Here is a 16,378-nt window from a genome sequence, read left to right on the forward strand (position 1 = left end):
TCGCGCCCACCGTGGGGAGACAGCGGTGAGAGGAGACGCCATGGGCCGCGAGGACGTGCTGGCGTGGGTGGAGTCGCCGCTCCAGCTCATCGGCGCCGCCGAGTGGGCCGCCGCGCATCGCACGGCGGTCCCGGTCGCTGGGCGCCTCACGGCGCAGATCTCGGCGACCGCCGACGAGCTGCTCGCCCGCGGGGCCGCGTTCGGCGAGCTCGCGCCGTACCTCGGCATCCCGTGGAGCCTGCTCGCCCGCCATGACCACTGGCTCGTGGGCGACGGCTTCTCGGGGCAGTTCCGTCTGGCCGCCGCCGTCCTGCGACCGCGTCGGATCACGTTCCTCGACGACGGCGGACTCGCCGTCGCGTTCGCCGACACGCTCTTGGGCCGGCGCCCGTACGCGCGGCCGCACGTCGACGAGCGCGGTCTCACGACGATGGTCGCCCCGCTGGCCGCGGAGCTGGTGCACCGTCGCGCCGCGGCGCGGCGGGTGAGCGTGTTCACCGCCTTCGACCTGGGCGCGGACCGCTTCGACGCGCTGGCCGACCGCGGCTTCGGCATCCGTCGACACGATTTCTCCTGGACGCGCGCGACGGCGCCCGCCGCGCCCGAGCTCGGGCCGCGCATCGTGCTCGGCAGTGCGCTGCCGGTCGACGGCCGCATGATGCTGGTGGACTACCTGCGCTGGGTGCGGGATGCCACGGCCGGCGCCGCGGTCTATCTGCCGCATCGCCGCGAGACGCAGGAGCAGCTCGACGCCGTCGCGACGCTGCCCGGAGTGCGGATCCATACGACAGGGCTGCCGGTCGAGCTGGTGCTCGCGGGCGCCCGCGAGGCGCTGGACGTCCACACGCTGCCGTCGAGCACCGCAACGACGCTGCCGCTGGTGCTGGCGGGCACGGGCGCCGTCGTGCGCACGGGTGCCGCGCGGCCCTCCGCGCGAGGGGCGGCCGCATGAGCGAGGCCGTCGCGATCATCCCCGCGCGGGGCGGGTCGAAGGGCATCCTGCGCAAGAACCTGCAGCGCGTGGGCGGGGTGCCGCTGGTGGCGCGCGCCGTCGACGCCGCCCGCCGATGCCCCGCCATCGACCGCGTGGTGGTGACCACCGACGACGCCGACATCGCCGCCGTCGCCGCCGAGTGGGGCGCCGAGATCGTCGAGCGCCCCGCCGACCTCTCGGGCGACGAGGCCGGCTCCGAGAGCGCGCTGCTGCACGCCCTCGACGTGCTCGAGGCGCGGCGGGTGGATGCGGGGATCGTGGCCTTCCTGCAGGCGACGTCGCCGTTCCTCGACGTCGACGCGCTGACCACCGCGGTGCAGCTGGTGCGCTCCCGCCGGCGCGACAGCGTCTTCTCCGCGGTCGAGACCTACGGGTTCCTGTGGCGGAAGGGCGGCGGGGGCGCAGCAGAGGCCATCAACCACGACGCCGACGTGCGCCCGCGCCGCCAGGACCGCGATCCGCACCACCTCGAGACGGGCGGCTTCTACGTCCTGCGGGCCTCCGGTCTCCGCGCCGCGCGCCACCGCTTCTTCGGAAGCATCGGCATCGTCGAGGTCGACCCGCGCACGGCGATCGAGATCGACAGCCTCCAGGAGCTCGAGACGGCCCGCGCGGTCGCCGGCCTGATCGACCGGGCGCACGACGGCCACGGCGCGGCGATCGCCGCCGACGCCGTCGTCACCGACTTCGACGGCGTGCACACCGATGACCGGGTGCGGGTCGATCAGGACGGCATCGAGTCGGTCGCCGTCAGCAGGTCCGACGGCATGGGCGTGTCGCAGCTGCGTGCGGCCGGCATCCCCTTCCTCATCCTCTCCACCGAGGCGAACCCGGTCGTCGCCGCGCGCGGCCGCAAGCTCGGCGTCGAGGTGCGACAGGGAGCGGCCGACAAGGCGGCCGTCCTGCGCGACTGGGCGGCGGGGCGCGGCATCCCGCTCTCCCGCATCGCCTATCTCGGCAACGACGTCAACGACCTCTCCTGCCTCGAGCTCGTCGGATGGCCGGTCGCCGTCCCCGACGCGCACCCGCTCGTGCTCTCCGCCGCGCGCGTCGTCCTCGACCGGCCCGGGGGCTCCGGCGCCGTCCGGGACCTCGCCGAGCGCGTGCTCGCCGGACGCAGGCCCGCGACGCCCGCAGGAGCACCCCGACAGGTCCACGAACACGCCGCCGACGCGGCATCCGATCACCCCACCGCACCACTGGAGGCCTCATGACCGTCACCATCGGATCCCGCGTCGTCGGGGGCGGACGCCCCGCCTACGTCATCGCCGAGATCGGACTGAACCACAACGGCGACGTCGAGCTCGCCAAGCGGCTCATCGACGTCGCCGCCGACGCCGGCGCGGACGCGGTGAAGTTCCAGAAGCGCACCCCCGAGATCGCGACGCCCGAGCACATGCGCGACGTCGCCCGCGAGACCCCGTGGGGCACGATGTCGTACCTCGAGTACCGCCGGCGCGTGGAGTTCGACCGGGATCAGTACATCGAGATCTCCGATCACGCACTGCTGCGCGGCCTCGAGTGGTTCGCCTCGCCGTGGGACGTGCCGAGCATCGCGTTCCTCGAGGACCTCGGCGTCGTCGCCCACAAGGTGGCGTCGGCATCGGTGACCGACCGCGAGCTGCTGGAGGCGCTGCGCGACACCGGCAAGCCCGTGATCCTCTCCACCGGCATGTCGACGATCGAGCAGATCGACGCGGCGATCGACATCGTGGGAACCGACCGTCTGCTGCTGATGCACGCCACCTCGACCTACCCGATGGAGCCTGCCGAGGCGAACCTGCGCATGATCCCGACTCTCCGCGACCGGTATCCGGGCGTGCCCGTCGGGTATTCGGGGCACGAGCGCGGCCTGCAGATCTCGCTCGCCGCCGTCGCCCTCGGCGCGGTGGCCGTCGAGCGGCACATCACCCTCGACCGTACCATGTGGGGCTCGGACCACGCGGCGTCCCTCGAGCCGACGGGCCTCGCGCACCTCGTGCGCGACATCCGCGTCATCGAGGCCGCGCTCGGCGACGGCGTCAAGCGGGTGTACCCCGGCGAGCTCGCGCCGATGGCGAAGCTGCGCCGCGTGCCGGCGTGACGGCGACGACCGGCGACGGCGCGCGGCTGCGGATCGTCGCGATCGCCGACACCGACTCGTACGTGAAGTGGGCCGCGGCGCTGCTCGGCGGCGTCGCGGACCGGTGGGATGCCTCGCTCCTGGTGCTCGAGACGCCGCTCGTGGTCAGCGCACCGCAGCTGGGCGCGGCGCTCCGGGGCAGCGGCCTGGATCGGGACCGGGTCGAGGGCGTGACGTACGACGAGCTCGCCGCGCGGCTGTCGGAGCTGCGCGCCGACGTCGTCGTCCTCGGCGCGCGCGGGCCGCTCGTCCGCGTGCTCGCCCGCGATGTCGCCGCCCTGACGCCGCGCCCTGTCGTCGTCACGGGGTTGCCCGGGATCTCGATCCCCGCCACGCGCAAGGCCGTCGTGTACCGCCTGCAGTGCGACCTGTTCGTGGTGCACTCCCGACGCGAGCTGCGCGAGTTCGCCGCCTTGTCGGCACGCACCGGCTACGCGCACCGCTACGCCCTCGCGACGCTGCCGTTCGCACGCGGCGCGGCGGTGGCGGGGACAGGCGCGCGCGATGAGCGCGGGGTGACGGGCGGCACCGACCTCGTCTTCGCCCCGCAGGCCAAAGTGCCCGCCGACCGCTCCGACCGACTCGGGATCGCGCGGCTCATGGTGCGGGCGGCTGTCGCCGATCCGTCGCGGCGGGTGGTCGTGAAGCTGCGGGCCGCGAGCGGGGAGCACCAGACCCACCTCGAGCAGGACGGATACCCCGAGCTGATCGCCTCGCTGGGGCCGCTGCCGCCCAACCTCGTCACCTCGACGGGCCCGATGGGGGAGGCGCTCTCGACGGCCGAGGGGCTCGTGACGGTCAGCTCGACCGCCGCGATCGAGGCGGTCGCCCGCGGCATCCCCGTCATCGCGCTGGACACCTACGGAGTGTCGCCGCAGCTGATCAACGAGGCGCTCGCCGACGCTGATCTGCTGGCCTCCGAGCACGACGTCGTCGCGCGGCGGTTCCGCCATCCCGACCCGGAGTGGCTCGACGACAACTACTTCCACGATCCGGCCGAGGACGACTGGACCGACCGGGTCGAGGAGCTGGTCGCGGCGCGCCGGGCCGGGATGCTGCCGGGGCGCGCCGCCTTCGCACGGCGCGGCGGCGCCCTCCGCGACGCGTGGGAGCGGAAGGTCGCCCTCGGACGCAGCGACACCTCTCCGGTGGGTGCGGTCGCCCTCGTCATCGGCGTGCCGCTGCGGGCGCTCGCGCGCCTCGCCGGCCGGCTGCGCGCCGCGATCGGGTTCGGCGCTCAGCAGCCCGCCGCGGAGGAGTCCTCGGCGCACGTCCGGTCGACGAGCGCTGTGCGCGCCTCGACGATGCGGACGCCGTAGCCCGGCCCGGCCGCGCGGACGACACCCGGCACGGCGTGCCACGCGCCGCTGCCGAAGTCGACGGATGCCGCGTACTCGACGGTCACCGACACGTCGTAGGTGCCGCGCTCCCGGTACACGTGGCTCGTCGCGGTCGGCGTGAACTGCCCCTGTCCGAGCGACGTCCACGACGCGCCCCCGGTCGTGGAGCGTCCGACGGTGCCGTCGCCGTGGTCGAACACGTACGCGGTCGGCAGGAACCGCACCGTCACGTCCCAGCCCAGCACGGTCCCCGGGATGCGCTCCTCGGATGCCGTCGCCACCAGGTTCGTCGGCATGCCCACGACCCCGAAGCCGGCCGGCTCGCCGCCGAGGGTCGGCGGCGAGGGGCGGAACGACGCGAGATCGGCGAGCGTCACGTCGGGGATCCCGACCACGCTGTACTCGATGCAGCGGTTCAGCGGCCCGCAGTCCTCGGGCGGCGCGGGGGATGGCGTGAAACCCGCTCGGTCGCGATCCTCCTGTGGGTTGCTGCCTGTCCCATCCGTGCCCGGCCTGCTGGCATTGCCTGACACCACCACGTGTTCGTCCGTGGCATAAGAGCAGAGGCCCGCCTGCAGTTGTGCAGCTGTGCACTGATTAGCCGAGAATGCCGCCGTGTTAGGCAAGAGCATCGTTGCCGCCAACAAGGCCACAACCCTCAGCATGTCTGAGTACTTGCCACTACGCTGCGGGTGATCGCCAAGTCGCCCCCCAGGTCCGCAAACTCGACGTCTAGAGCGAGGATGTCGGGGCGGTCAGTCGGGGTGACGTCGTTGCTCTCGGCGTCGATAACGCGCGACATAGTGACGTCGAGACAAACGACGGCCTTAATCCGCTCCATTTCATGTGACGTGCTGGTTCCAGAGAAGCGCATCACCGTCGCCGGGCCTTCGATCTTGAGTGAGCGTTGAGCGAGCGTCTCTTGCGTCTCCAACTCGGATTCGAGGGCTTCGCCGATAAGAAAGTCGGTCGGTGCTGGGGCAGCGTTTGGATCGTCGTGACTTGCGTTCAGCGCATCCACGTACGCCCGGTAGGTCTCCTCGGCGGCGGCGAAGGCTTCTTCCTCGGTGGAGAAGGCCGCCGTGGGAGTCGGCGTGGCGGGCTCGGGGGTCGTGCACCCGGACAGAGCGAGCAGCACCGCAGTGCCGATGACTGCGAGCGCGCGATTCCTCACGCCCCCACGGTAACCGGCACGCAGCGAGCGGCTCGCGAGTTATCCACACCCGAAGACAGAGAAGCCGGCGATCACGACGGGGGCTCGGATCGCCGGCTTCGGGCGGGTCCGCGGGAAGCCGGCGCTAGGGGGACGCACGGTCCGGGCGAGACGCATCGCCGTTCGGTGCACGAGACGAAACCGGACAGCTCCGCCTGGTGAACGAAACCATGGTGGCACTCCCGCCTGTGAGCCGGCCATGCCTCCGCCGTGCAAACACCGGACGCGCGCGCGGGCACTGCCGGGGCGCCGCCACGCGGCCGCGCCGGAATCGTCCACGGCACGCCGCCGCGGCGGTGGCGGCATCCGGGCGTATCCTCGTGCGATGACCACCGCCGCGGGCCGGCGCGAGCTGCGCGCGCTCCTCGACGAGCTGCACGACGCGGCGACGGCCCGCCTGGCCACGCTGGACGACACGCTCGCCGAGCTCCGCGCCGACCGCGGTGCCGATGTCGCCGACGACGAGCACGACCCCGATGGTGTCACGCTGTCGGGCGAGTGGGCGCGCGCCGTCGGTCTGGCCGAGGCCGCGCGCAGGGAGATCGGGGAGATCGACGAGGCTGTCCGGCGCTGGGAGGCGGGCACCTACGGGGTCTGCGTGGACTGCGGGCGAGGCATCCCGATCGCACGCCTCCGGGCGCGCCCCTTCGCGACCCGCTGCGTCTCGTGCGCCGAGAAGGCGGGTGCGTGACATGCCGTCCGGCGCCGCCCGCGGCAGGCCGGGAACCGGCTTCCCGCGCGTCGCAGACACGGACCCCTGCCCGTGCGGCAGCGGAGACTCTTTCGGCGGCTGCTGCGCCCCGCTGCTGCGCGGGACTCCGGCCCCGACAGCCGAGCGCCTCATGCGCTCGCGCTACACCGCTTTCGTCGTCGGAGACGAGCGTCACCTGTCCGACACGTGGCATCCGGGCACCCGGCCCGAGGAGCTGACCCTCGACCCCGCGCAGCGCTGGACGGGCCTGGAGATCATCGAGGTGGACGCCGGGGCGGAGGGCGACAAGCGCGGGATCGTCGAGTTCCGCGCCGGCTGGCGGTCCGGCGCCGAGCGTGGCGTGCTGCACGAGCGCAGCCGGTTCGTCACGCAGAGCGGGCGGTGGTGGTACCTGGACGGATGCATCGATCCGGGCTGATCGAGCCGCGGCATGCTCGGGCGCCGATAGCGTGAAACCCATGACCACTCACGCCGAGAAAGCACTGACCCTCGCCCGGCTGCACGCCGCCCCCGAGATCCTGCGCCTGGTGAACGTCTGGGATGCCGTGTCGACCCGGACCATCGCCGCGCTCCCCGAGACGCGGGCCATCGCGACCGCCGGGCACTCGATCGCCGCGTCGTTCGGCTACCGTGACGGCACCATCCCCCTCGACGTCTCCCTCGACATGCTCGGCCGCATCGTCGAAGCCGCCGGCGACCTGCCGGTGAGCGCCGACCTCGACGCCGGCTACGACGACGCGGGCGAGACCGTCCGCCGGGCGATCGGCGTGGGTGTGGTGGGCGGCAACGTCGAGGACCGGCTGCGACCCCTCGACGAAGCCGTCGCGGCCGTGAAGGCCATCGTCGCCGCCGGTGAGGCCGAGGGCGTGCCGTTCGTGCTCAACGCCCGCACCGACGCCTTCGTGCGTGCGGGGGACCGGCCCGTGGAGGAGTCGATCGCGGACGCGATCGAGCGCGGGCGCGCCTACCTCGACGCCGGCGCCGACCTCGTGTTCGTACCGGGAGTGCTGAACGCCGACGTCACCCGGCAGCTCGTGGACGGCATCGGGGAGCGCAAGATCAGCGTCATCGGCCTGCCCGGCGCCCTCTCGTCGACGGAGTACGAGCAGCTCGGGGTCGCTCGCATCTCGTACGGCCCGACGACGCAGCGCGTGGCGCTGACGGCGCTGCAGGACACCGCGGCCGATCTCTACCGGGGTGGCGTCATCCCGTCGTCGACGCGCGCCCTCAACTGACACCGGCCCGGCCCGGGAATCCCCTCGGGCCGGGGAAGGTTGTCGGGGGTATGGAGCCCGCACCCGTCGACGTCGTCGTGATCGGCGCCGGGCAGGCGGGCCTGTCCGCCGCCTACCACCTGCAGCGGCGCGGCTTCGTGCCGCTCGCGCGAGCGGCGGCCTCCGATCCGTCGTTCGTCGTCCTCGACGCCGATGCGCGGCCCGGCGGCGCGTGGCAGCACCGGTGGGCGTCGCTGCGCATGGCGACGGTCAACGGCATCCACGAGCTGCCGGGCTTCCCGGTCCCGCCCGCCGACCCGGCGGCCGCCAGCCGCGACGTCCTGCCGGCGTACTTCGCCGCGTACGAGGAGCGCTTCGCGCTCGACGTGCTCCGCCCGGTCAGGGTGAGGGCGGTGCGACGCGCCGACTCGGACGGCCGCCTCGTGGTCGAGAGCGACAGCGGCTCCTGGGCCGCAAGGCACGTCGTCAACGCCACCGGCACGTGACGACGTCCCTTCTGGCCGCACTATCGCGGGCAGGAGCGGTTCCGCGGCCGGCAGCTCCACGTCGCGGACTACGTCTCGGCGGAGGAGCTCCGCGGCAAGCGTGTCGTGATCGTCGGTGCCGGGATCTCGGCCGTGCAGCTGCTCGACGAGATCTCGCACGTGGCCGACACGTTCTGGGTCACCCGGCGGGAACCCCACTGGGTCGACGAGGACTTCGACGTCCCCGCCCGCGTCGCCGCCATCGCCGGGGTCGAGGATCGGGTCCGTCGCGGTCTGCCGCCGGGCAGCGTCATCTCGGTGACGGGCATGCACTGGACGCCGTGGGCGCGCGCCGCCGAGGCGCGTGGCGTGCTCGTGCGCCATCCGATGTTCACCGGGATCGAGGAGCACGGCGTGCGCATGCCGGACGGGTCCTTCGAGCCGGCCGATGCGATCCTGTGGGCCACGGGCTTCCGGCCTGCGCTCGACCACCTCGCCCCGCTGCGGCTGCGCACCCCCGAGGGAGGCGTCCGTGTCGAGAACGGCCGGTCGATCGACGAGCCACGGCTGTTCCTCATCGGCTACGGACCGTCGCAGTCGACGGTCGGCGCCAATCGCGCCGGGCGCGACGCGGTGCGCGCGATCGTCGCCGAGCGCGAGGCGCTCGCCGCCTGATCCTCAGCGGGGCGCGACGGCGTCCAGAAGCAGGTCGAGGGCGTCATGCGCGGACGCCCGGGCCCGGGCGTCGCCCGGGCCGTCAGCCAGCCACAGCGCCGCCTCGTTCATGGCGCCGCTCAGCTGGCGGGTCACGGCGTCGACGAGACCCGGCGGAACGGTGCCGAGCGCCGCGATCGCCTCGCGCAGCTCACGCCCCGCGGCTTGCGCGTCGAGCTCCCGCCACTGCGCCCACCCCAGGACGGCGGGTGCGTCGACGAGGAGCACGCGCACCGCGCGATCGTCGGTGATCGCGTCGAGGAAGGCATGGCTTCCGGCGCGCAGCTGGTCCGCGGCATCCGTCTCGCTCTCCGCCGCCGCGACGACCCGCGCGGCGACCTCGCCCTGCAGCCGCTCGGCGACGGCGCGGAACAGCCCGGGCTTGCTGCCGTAGTGGTGGTAGACCGCCCCGCGGGTGACGCGCGCGCGGCGGGCGATGTCGTCGACGGATGCCGCGGCGAAGCCATCCGCGGCGAAGCGCTCCTGCGCCGCCTCGAGCACGCGGCGTGAAGTCTCGGCGGCGTCGGCAGCACTTGCGCGCGGCATGGGTTCCTTTACGTGCGTGGTGTATGTATCGTTGCTTACGAACTCATCGTATGTAAAGGAGCCGGCCGATGGAGACGATGACGAGCTTCTACCCGGTGGTCATGACGACGGATGCCTCGGCCGCCGCGCGCTTCTTCGAGGAGCGCTTCGGCTTCACGCGGACGTTCGCGGCCGACTGGTACGTCAGCCTCGTGCGGGACGGAGCAGAGCTGGCGTTCCTCGCGAGCGACCACGACTCGATCCCGGCAGGTTTCGGCGCGCCGGTGCGGGGCGTGCTGCTGAACGTGGAGGTCGACGACGCGCGGGCGGCGTACGAGCGCCTGGTCACCGGCGGCGGAGCGGAATGCGTGCTGGCGCTGCGCGACGAGCCGTTCGGACAGCGGCACTTCATCCTCGCCGCACCCGGCGGCGTGCTCGTAGACGTCATCGAGCCGATCGAGCCCTCGGAGGAGTTCGCCGCGGCGTTCGCGTGAGCAGCGACCGCGACCGTGCCGGGAGGGGCGGCCTGCGTGCGCCCGCGGACCGGAGGCGGTGACCCGGACGATGGCCCGCTGGCGTAGCGTGGGTGGTCCGACGGAGGGAGTCCCATGGCCCGCATCCTGATCCTCGGTGGCCACGGCAGGGTCGCGCTGCTGCTCGAGCCGCTGCTGGTGTCGCGAGGACACACCGTGACCGCGGTGATCCGCAACCCCGACCATGCCGCCGAGGTCGCGGCGACCGGCGCGCAGGCGCTCGTCGCCGACATCGAGACCTTCGACCTCGACCAGCTGACCAACCTCGTCGCGGGGAACGACGTCGTCGTGTGGTCCGCCGGCGCCGGCGGCGGAGACCCGGCGCGCACGTACGCCGTCGATCGGGATGCGGCGATCCGCTCGATGGACGCCGCCGCGGCCGCGGGCGCGCTGCGGTACGTGATGGTGTCGTGGATCGGCTCCCGGCAGGACCACGGCGTCGCCCGCGACAGCTCGTTCTTCCCGTACGCCGACGCGAAATGGGCCGCCGACGCGCACCTCGCGCAGAGCGGCCTCGACTGGACCATCCTGGCCCCGGGGACGCTGACGCTCGACCCGCCCACCGGACGCATCGCGATCGACCCCGAGGGCTCCGGCGAGGTGCCGCGTGCCGACGTCGCGGCGGTGATCGCGGCGGCGATCGCGGACGACTCGACCATCGGCCGCACCATCCGCTTCGGAGCCGGGGACGAGGCCATCGGCCACGCGGTGTCCGGCTGAGCTCAGTCCTCGCTCGAATGCAGCCCGCGGTGGGCCGAGAGCAGGGTCACCTCGGGCCGCTCGGCCACCAGCCGCTCGGCGTGGTCGAGGACGTCGCGCACGTGCGACGCCCCGGATGCCACGACCGACACGCCGATCCGGGCGCGTCGGTGCAGGTCGTGCTCGCCGACCTCGGCCGCGGCCGCCTCGGTGCGGCGGCTGAGCTCGGCGATCAGCGGCCGCAGCACGCTGCGCTTCTCCTTCAGCGATCGCACGTCGCCCAGGAGCAGGTCGAACTCGATCCATCCGATCCACATGGGTACATGCTGACAGGGGCCGGGCCGGGGACACCCTATCGTCGGGACGTCTCGCGTCGAGCGGCAGCGCAGCCCGCCGCCCGACCGGGGCCCTTAGGCTCGGAAGCATGCTCGCCACCGTCATCCACGCAGCCCGCGACATCCGCGTCGAGTCCGTCCCCGATCCGGTGCTGTCCACCGGCGGCGATGCGATCGTCCGCGTCGTCGCCGCCTGTGTGTGCGGCTCTGACCTCTGGCCGTACCGCGGCGTGACCCCGACGACCGAGCCGCACCGGATCGGCCACGAGTTCGTCGGCGTGGTCGAGGAGGTCGGCCCCGACGTGAGGATCGTGCGTCCCGGCGACTTCGTGATCGCGCCGTTCTACGTGTGCGACGGCACCTGCGCGAACTGCCGCAACGGCGTCAGCACCTCTTGCCTCACCGGCGGCTGGTGGGGGAGCGACGACCGCTTCGGCGGCTTCGCCGACGGCGGACAGGGCGAGCGCGTCCGCGTGCCGCTCGCGGACGGCACCCTCGCCGTCGTCCCGGGACCGGTGGCCGACGACGAGATCCCCGGTCTGCTCACGCTCAGCGACGTCATGGGCACCGGCCACCACGCCGCCGTCTCTGCCGGAGTCCGGCCCGGCGACAGCGTCGCGGTCGTCGGCGACGGCGCGGTGGGACTGTGCGCGATCATCGCGGCCAAGCGGCTGGGCGCCGGGACCATCATCGCGATGTCGCGCCACCCGCAGCGACAGGCGCTCGCCCGCGAGCTCGGCGCCACCCACATCGTGCAGGAGCGCGGCGATGCGGGCGTCGAGGCCGTCCGCGAGCTCACCGACGGCGTCGGCGCAGACCGCGTGCTCGAGTGCGTCGGCACCAAGGAGTCGATGGATCAGGCGCTGCGCTCCACCCGGCCCGGCGGGATGGTCGGATACGTGGGCGTGCCCAACGGCGGCCCCGAGCTGCCGGTGCGTGAGATGTTCGGTCGCAACGTCGGGGTCAACGGCGGCGTCGCGCCGGTCCGCGGCTACATCGAGGAGCTGCTGCCCGACGTCCGCTCGGGCGCGATCCGGCCCGGGCGCGTGTTCGACCTCGTGCTCCCGCTGTCGGAGGCCGCCGAGGCGTATGCCGCGATGGACGAACGACGCGCCGTCAAGGTGCTCCTGCGGCCGTGAGCAGGGACGCGCGCAGCGGCCGATCCGGTGCGCCGGCGATCCGCGACGCGCCCGCGCGCCTGCGCGCGACCGGCCGCGCGTGCGGTAGAACAGCAGAAGTCGAAGGGACACCCGAACCGTGAAGCTCGTCAAGCGCATCGTGCTGCTGCTCGTCATCGCGTTCGCGGTCTTCTACCTCATCACCAGGCCGCAGGACGCGGCGAACGCCGTGCAGGGCGCCATCGGTGCGGTGTGGGGTGCGGGTGCCGCCGTGGTCGACTTCTTCGTGGCCCTCGCCCAGGGCTGACCGTGTTCGATCCGCGGATCGACAAGCACCTGATCACGGATCAGGGGGAGCGGATCGTCGACGAGGTGCGCAAGCACTGGGCCGCCAGCGCCTCGGCCGCGCTCGAGCTGTTCGCCGGCATCGTCGTGCTGCTCCTGACGTTCTCCGTCCCCGCGCAGGCGTGGTGGGTGCCCGCGGTGCTCGGCGGCGCGGTGATGGTGCACGCCGTCTGGCGCCTCTTCGAACAGCACACCGACCGGTTCGTGATCACCAACATGCGGGTGTTCCGCGTGCACGGCATCGTGTCGCAGCGCATCGCGACGATGCCGCTCACGCGCATCCTCGACATCTCGGTGCACAAGCCCGCCATCGGCCGCATCTTCGGCTATGGGCACTTCGTCTTCGAATCGGCCGCCCAGGAGCAGGGCCTTCGCGACATCCGCTACGTGGGCGATCCCGACGGACGCGGTCTGACGATCCAGCGGGTGATCCAGCAGGCGGGCCTGCGCGGTGCCGCCGGGCGGCCCGACTTCGCCGGCGCGCCGATGATGCCCGCTCCGCAGCCGGCGCCCGCCGCGTCGCTCACCACCGCCGAGACTGCGCACGAGACCCATGCCACGGCGCCGGTGCCCGAGGTCCGGCACGCCGCCGCGGCCTCGGGGTGGGACTGGCTCGCCGAGGCGCAGCGGCGCGAGGACGAGCGGCTGGCGCAGCTGCGCGGAGAGCCCGCCCCTGCCGCCGAGGCCTTCGATCCCGACCGCACCAGCACCGCGCCGATCGACCTGCCGCGGTGAGCCGCGGGTCGCCGGCGGCGCCCGAGCCGCGCTTCGCGGGAACATCGCGGGCGACCCCGTCGTTCTGATACCCTGGATCGTCACTCGTGTGGCTGTTTCGCCACGCCTGAGTACCGGTTCGCGCCGGTGACCGGACCCCGCAAGGGCCGGGTGGCATCGCTTTACACAATCCGCTTCGCCTCGGCTCGAGGCATCCGTTCGCGCTCGCGTGGCCGGCTGCCGCTGAAAGCCGCGGCCCGACTCCCAACCCAACAAGGACAACCCACTACATGACTAGCGCAACGACCGCCACGGCCACCAAGCAGGTCGCGATCAACGACATCGGCTCTGCTGAGGACTTCCTGGCCGCGGTCGAGAAGACTCTGAAGTTCTTCAACGACGGCGACCTGATCGAGGGCACCGTGGTGAAGATCGACCGCGACGAGGTCCTCCTCGACGTCGGCTACAAGACCGAGGGTGTCATCCCCTCGCGCGAGCTCTCCATCAAGCACGACGTCGACCCCAACGAGGTCGTCAAGGTCGGCGACGAGGTCGAAGCCCTCGTTCTCCAGAAGGAGGACAAGGAAGGCCGCCTCATCCTCTCCAAGAAGCGTGCGCAGTACGAGCGCGCGTGGGGCGACGTCGAGAAGATCAAGGAGAACGACGGTGTGGTCACCGGCTCCGTGATCGAGGTCGTCAAGGGCGGTCTGATCGTCGATATCGGCCTGCGCGGCTTCCTCCCCGCCTCGCTCATCGAGCTCCGCCGCGTCCGCGACCTCACGCCGTACCTCGGCCAGGAGATCGAGGCGAAGATCCTCGAGCTCGACAAGAACCGCAACAACGTGGTGCTCTCGCGCCGCGCGCTGCTCGAGCAGACGCAGTCCGAGTCGCGCACGACGTTCCTCAACAACCTCCACAAGGGCCAGGTCCGCAAGGGCACGGTCTCGTCGATCGTCAACTTCGGTGCGTTCGTCGACCTCGGTGGCGTCGACGGTCTCGTCCACGTCTCGGAGCTGTCGTGGAAGCACATCGAGCACGCGTCCGAGGTCGTCGAGGTGGGCCAGGAGGTCACCGTCGAGATCCTCGAGGTCGACCTGGACCGCGAGCGCGTCTCGCTGTCGCTCAAGGCGACGCAGGAGGACCCGTGGCAGGTCTTCGCCCGCACGCACGCGATCGGCCAGGTCGCGCCGGGCAAGGTCACCAAGCTCGTTCCGTTCGGCGCGTTCGTGCGCGTCGCGGACGGCATCGAGGGCCTCGTGCACATCTCGGAGCTGTCGGGCAAGCACGTCGAGCTCGCCGAGCAGGTCGTGTCGGTCGGTGAAGAGGTCTTCGTCAAGATCATCGACATCGACCTCGAGCGTCGCCGCATCTCGCTCTCGCTCAAGCAGGCGAACGAGTCGGTCGACCCCAACGGCACCGAGTTCGACCCGGCCCTCTACGGCATGGTCACGGAGTACGACGAGAACGGCGAGTACAAGTACCCCGAGGGCTTCGACCCCGAGACCAACGCGTGGCTCGACGGCTTCGACGAGCAGCGCGAGAAGTGGGAGCAGGAGTACGCCGCCGCCCACGCTCGCTGGGAGGCCCACAAGGCCGCCGTCACGAAGGCTCTCGAGGCCGAGGCTGCTGCCCCGGCCGAGACCGGCTCGTCGACCTTCTCGTCCGACAGCAGCCCGGTGGGCACGCTGGCCGATGACGAGGCGCTCGCCGCTCTGCGCGAGAAGCTCTCGGGTCGCTGATCCCGGGCTGAGCCCCGCGGTTCGCTGAACCTCTGGTCGAAGGGCCGTCACCTGCCGGTGGCGGCCCTTTCGCCTGCCTGCCGGGTATCCGCCGTCGCCTCGGCAGCGGCGTCGGTGGTCGTGGGTAGTGTCGCGGTGTGCCCGTGAACCCCGCTCCCGTCCGCTGCGCCGTGGACGACGTCGGATGCCGCGGCCCGGTGCCCGCCGGCGCTCCGGTGCCGCTGTGCGAGGCCCACCTGGCGATGGCGGGGGAGTGGGCCGGGGAGGAGTACGGTCTCACCGACGTGCTGCCGTCGCCCTGCCTGCTCTGCGGGTCGCGCCTGGGAGTGCACTACGCATCGGGATGGCTGTGCGCGGTGTGCGAGTGGCGCCACGGCGAGATACCCGACGGCGAGCTGGCGCCCCCGCGCGTGGACGTCGTCTACTACCTCGGCTACGCCGACCGCATCAAGATCGGAACGAGCTCGAACCCGAGGCAGCGCCTGTCGGCGATCTGGCACGACGAGCTCCTCGCCTTCGAACGCGGCGGGCGCGCGCTCGAGCAGCGTCGGCACGCGCAGTTCGCGGCCGACCGCCACCCGCGCACGGAGTGGTTCCGACGCTCCGAAGCCCTCACCGCCCACATCGCCGTGCTCGCCGCCGGGGTCGACGACCCGTGGGATCAGCACGCCCGGTGGCTGAGCGAGGCGCTCGCCGCGCGCGGGTAGGAACCCTACGCTGGGCGGACGGCGGCGGTCGACCCTCCAGCCCGCTCAGAGGAACCGCCTCTAGCGTGTGAGACACCGCACCACCCCGCAGGACGGAGCAGACCATGGGATTCCTCGATCGACTCTTCGGAGGCTCGGACGACGCGCGCCAGGCCCCGCCGGTGCCGCAGAACTCCGACGGCGGGCAGACTCCGCCGTCCCGGCCGGGCATGCAGCCGCCGCGCAGCCAGGACGAGATCGCGGTCGAGCGCTACCGCTACCTGCTGCGGACGGCGCCGCCCGAGACGATCGAACAGGTGCACGCGGAGGCCTTCGCGAAGCTCACCGAGCCGCAGCGGCAGCAGGTGCTCGCCGAGCTCTCCGCGGGCCTGCCGCCGTACGAGCAGCCTCGCTCGACCGACCCGCAGGCGATGGCGCGGGCCGCGACGCGGGCCGAGTACCAGAACCCCGGCTTCATGGAGCGCACCCTCGGGCCGCAGCGACAGGGCGGCGGCCCCTCGTTCGGGTCGATGCTCGGCTCGTCGATCCTCGGCACCGTCGTCGGCTACGTCATCGGCTCCGCGCTCGTGAGCTCGTTCCTGGCGCCCGGCATGGCGTACGACCAGGGCTACCAGGACGCCTCGGCCGCCGAGGACGGCTCCGGCGACGGCGGGGGAGACACCGGAGCGGATGCCGCGGGCGACGCCGGGGCGGGCGACGCCGGGGCGGGCGACGCCGGCTGGGGCGACCCCGGCTCCGGGTGGGGCGGCGACGCGGCCGGCGACATGGGCGGATTCGGAGACATGGGCGGCGACTTCGGCGGCGACTTCGGGTTCTGACCCCTCGCGGGGCGTCCCGCCCGCTGTCGCGGGACAGGAATGCCGCGCGCG

The 16,378-nt window shown here is 72.8% G+C and carries 19 protein-coding genes and 1 pseudogene; 16 read left to right on the forward strand and 4 right to left on the reverse strand.

Annotation, left to right across the window (positions count from 1 at the left end; genetic code table 11):
• The first annotated feature begins 40 nt into the window (after positions 1-40).
• The 4 genes from ACWGUG_RS07050 to ACWGUG_RS07065 are packed head-to-tail and all read left to right on the forward strand — an operon-like array spanning position 41 to position 4,435.
• Entirely contained in the window at positions 41-952 is a 912-nt protein-coding gene (locus ACWGUG_RS07050; protein ID WP_452324288.1) for a hypothetical protein, read from the forward strand.
• Complete coding sequence (locus tag ACWGUG_RS07055; RefSeq protein ID WP_452324289.1) at positions 949-2,208, forward strand: cytidylyltransferase domain-containing protein; 1,260 nt, start codon at positions 949-951, stop codon at positions 2,206-2,208. Before ACWGUG_RS07050 ends, ACWGUG_RS07055 begins: the two co-directional genes overlap by 4 nt.
• Positions 2,205-3,077, forward strand: coding sequence for an N-acetylneuraminate synthase family protein (locus tag ACWGUG_RS07060; protein ID WP_336397823.1), 873 nt, complete (start codon positions 2,205-2,207; stop codon positions 3,075-3,077). The genes ACWGUG_RS07055 and ACWGUG_RS07060 overlap by 4 nt, the downstream gene beginning before the upstream one ends.
• Positions 3,074-4,435 (forward strand): DUF6716 putative glycosyltransferase, encoded by a 1,362-nt coding sequence (locus ACWGUG_RS07065; RefSeq protein WP_452324290.1) that lies wholly within the window; start codon positions 3,074-3,076, stop codon positions 4,433-4,435. Before ACWGUG_RS07060 ends, ACWGUG_RS07065 begins: the two co-directional genes overlap by 4 nt.
• On the opposite strand, the gene ACWGUG_RS07070 is transcribed toward ACWGUG_RS07065, so the two are convergent.
• Positions 4,354-4,833, reverse strand: a complete 480-nt coding sequence (locus ACWGUG_RS07070) for a hypothetical protein (RefSeq protein WP_378880540.1) — start codon at positions 4,831-4,833, stop codon at positions 4,354-4,356. The genes ACWGUG_RS07065 and ACWGUG_RS07070 overlap by 82 nt on opposite strands.
• 281 nt (positions 4,834-5,114) lie before the next feature.
• On the reverse strand, positions 5,115-5,630 hold the full coding sequence (locus ACWGUG_RS07075) for a hypothetical protein (protein ID WP_452324291.1): 516 nt from the start codon (positions 5,628-5,630) through the stop codon (positions 5,115-5,117).
• Between the two features lie 364 nt (positions 5,631-5,994).
• On the opposite strand from ACWGUG_RS07075, the gene ACWGUG_RS07080 reads away from it, so the two are divergent.
• From ACWGUG_RS07080 to ACWGUG_RS07095, 4 genes and pseudogenes are all read left to right on the forward strand, one after another.
• Positions 5,995-6,360, forward strand: coding sequence for a TraR/DksA family transcriptional regulator (locus ACWGUG_RS07080; protein WP_452324292.1), 366 nt, complete (start codon positions 5,995-5,997; stop codon positions 6,358-6,360).
• 1 nt (position 6,361) lies between these two features.
• Positions 6,362-6,799, forward strand: a complete 438-nt coding sequence (locus ACWGUG_RS07085; protein ID WP_452324528.1) for a YchJ family protein — start codon at positions 6,362-6,364, stop codon at positions 6,797-6,799.
• Between the two features lie 40 nt (positions 6,800-6,839).
• Positions 6,840-7,616 (forward strand): isocitrate lyase/PEP mutase family protein, encoded by a 777-nt coding sequence (locus tag ACWGUG_RS07090; RefSeq protein ID WP_336397828.1) that lies wholly within the window; start codon positions 6,840-6,842, stop codon positions 7,614-7,616.
• 50 nt (positions 7,617-7,666) lie between these two features.
• Positions 7,667-8,755: pseudogene (locus tag ACWGUG_RS07095) on the forward strand (NAD(P)-binding domain-containing protein).
• Positions 8,756-8,758: 3 nt separating this feature from the next.
• Here the strand turns inward: ACWGUG_RS07095 and ACWGUG_RS07100 are convergent.
• Positions 8,759-9,340 (reverse strand): TetR/AcrR family transcriptional regulator, encoded by a 582-nt coding sequence (locus ACWGUG_RS07100; protein WP_452324293.1) that lies wholly within the window; start codon positions 9,338-9,340, stop codon positions 8,759-8,761.
• Between the two features lie 68 nt (positions 9,341-9,408).
• On the opposite strand from ACWGUG_RS07100, the gene ACWGUG_RS07105 reads away from it, so the two are divergent.
• On the forward strand, positions 9,409-9,813 hold the full coding sequence (locus ACWGUG_RS07105; protein ID WP_452324294.1) for a VOC family protein: 405 nt from the start codon (positions 9,409-9,411) through the stop codon (positions 9,811-9,813).
• A gap of 114 nt (positions 9,814-9,927) precedes the next feature.
• Entirely contained in the window at positions 9,928-10,572 is a 645-nt protein-coding gene (locus tag ACWGUG_RS07110) for an SDR family oxidoreductase (protein WP_452324295.1), read from the forward strand.
• Between the two features lie 2 nt (positions 10,573-10,574).
• Here ACWGUG_RS07110 and ACWGUG_RS07115 read toward each other — a convergent pair whose 3' ends face one another.
• On the reverse strand, positions 10,575-10,868 hold the full coding sequence (locus ACWGUG_RS07115; RefSeq protein ID WP_378880558.1) for a DUF503 domain-containing protein: 294 nt from the start codon (positions 10,866-10,868) through the stop codon (positions 10,575-10,577).
• A gap of 107 nt (positions 10,869-10,975) precedes the next feature.
• On the opposite strand from ACWGUG_RS07115, the gene ACWGUG_RS07120 reads away from it, so the two are divergent.
• The 6 genes from ACWGUG_RS07120 (at position 10,976) to ACWGUG_RS07145 (ending at position 16,327) form a co-directional block, all read left to right on the forward strand.
• A complete protein-coding gene (locus ACWGUG_RS07120) occupies positions 10,976-12,025 on the forward strand; it encodes a zinc-dependent alcohol dehydrogenase family protein (protein ID WP_378880561.1) in 1,050 nt (349 codons plus the stop codon).
• A 118-nt stretch (positions 12,026-12,143) separates the two neighbouring features.
• On the forward strand, positions 12,144-12,311 hold the full coding sequence (locus ACWGUG_RS07125; protein ID WP_336397835.1) for a hypothetical protein: 168 nt from the start codon (positions 12,144-12,146) through the stop codon (positions 12,309-12,311).
• Positions 12,312-12,313: 2 nt separating this feature from the next.
• The gene (locus tag ACWGUG_RS07130; RefSeq protein ID WP_452324296.1) at positions 12,314-13,084 is read left to right on the forward strand and encodes a PH domain-containing protein; all 771 of its coding nucleotides are present in this window, start codon (positions 12,314-12,316) and stop codon (positions 13,082-13,084) included.
• 269 nt (positions 13,085-13,353) lie between these two features.
• A complete protein-coding gene (gene rpsA / locus ACWGUG_RS07135) occupies positions 13,354-14,802 on the forward strand; it encodes a 30S ribosomal protein S1 (protein WP_336397837.1) in 1,449 nt (482 codons plus the stop codon).
• A gap of 137 nt (positions 14,803-14,939) precedes the next feature.
• Positions 14,940-15,509 (forward strand): GIY-YIG nuclease family protein, encoded by a 570-nt coding sequence (locus ACWGUG_RS07140; RefSeq protein ID WP_452324297.1) that lies wholly within the window; start codon positions 14,940-14,942, stop codon positions 15,507-15,509.
• 104 nt (positions 15,510-15,613) lie between these two features.
• Positions 15,614-16,327, forward strand: coding sequence for a hypothetical protein (locus ACWGUG_RS07145; protein ID WP_452324298.1), 714 nt, complete (start codon positions 15,614-15,616; stop codon positions 16,325-16,327).
• The last annotated feature ends 51 nt before the right edge of the window (positions 16,328-16,378 follow it).

It is taken from the genome of Microbacterium sp. NPDC055455, from assembly GCF_053619935.1.

Bases quoted from the DNA above. Each gene is read 5' to 3' on its own strand.
- ACWGUG_RS07050 (WP_452324288.1), top strand. From the start codon at position 41: ATGGGCCGCGAGGACGTGCTGGCGTGGGTGGAGTCGCCGCTCCAGCTC.
- ACWGUG_RS07055 (WP_452324289.1), top strand. From the start codon at position 949: ATGAGCGAGGCCGTCGCGATCATCCCCGCGCGGGGCGGGTCGAAGGGC.
- ACWGUG_RS07060 (WP_336397823.1), top strand. From the start codon at position 2,205: ATGACCGTCACCATCGGATCCCGCGTCGTCGGGGGCGGACGCCCCGCC.
- ACWGUG_RS07080 (WP_452324292.1), top strand. From the start codon at position 5,995: ATGACCACCGCCGCGGGCCGGCGCGAGCTGCGCGCGCTCCTCGACGAG.
- ACWGUG_RS07085 (WP_452324528.1), top strand. From the start codon at position 6,362: ATGCCGTCCGGCGCCGCCCGCGGCAGGCCGGGAACCGGCTTCCCGCGC.
- ACWGUG_RS07090 (WP_336397828.1), top strand. From the start codon at position 6,840: ATGACCACTCACGCCGAGAAAGCACTGACCCTCGCCCGGCTGCACGCC.
- ACWGUG_RS07100 (WP_452324293.1), bottom strand. From the start codon at position 9,340: ATGCCGCGCGCAAGTGCTGCCGACGCCGCCGAGACTTCACGCCGCGTG.
- ACWGUG_RS07105 (WP_452324294.1), top strand. From the start codon at position 9,409: ATGGAGACGATGACGAGCTTCTACCCGGTGGTCATGACGACGGATGCC.
- ACWGUG_RS07110 (WP_452324295.1), top strand. From the start codon at position 9,928: ATGGCCCGCATCCTGATCCTCGGTGGCCACGGCAGGGTCGCGCTGCTG.
- ACWGUG_RS07115 (WP_378880558.1), bottom strand. From the start codon at position 10,868: ATGTGGATCGGATGGATCGAGTTCGACCTGCTCCTGGGCGACGTGCGA.
- ACWGUG_RS07120 (WP_378880561.1), top strand. From the start codon at position 10,976: ATGCTCGCCACCGTCATCCACGCAGCCCGCGACATCCGCGTCGAGTCC.
- rpsA (WP_336397837.1), top strand. From the start codon at position 13,354: ATGACTAGCGCAACGACCGCCACGGCCACCAAGCAGGTCGCGATCAAC.
- ACWGUG_RS07145 (WP_452324298.1), top strand. From the start codon at position 15,614: ATGGGATTCCTCGATCGACTCTTCGGAGGCTCGGACGACGCGCGCCAG.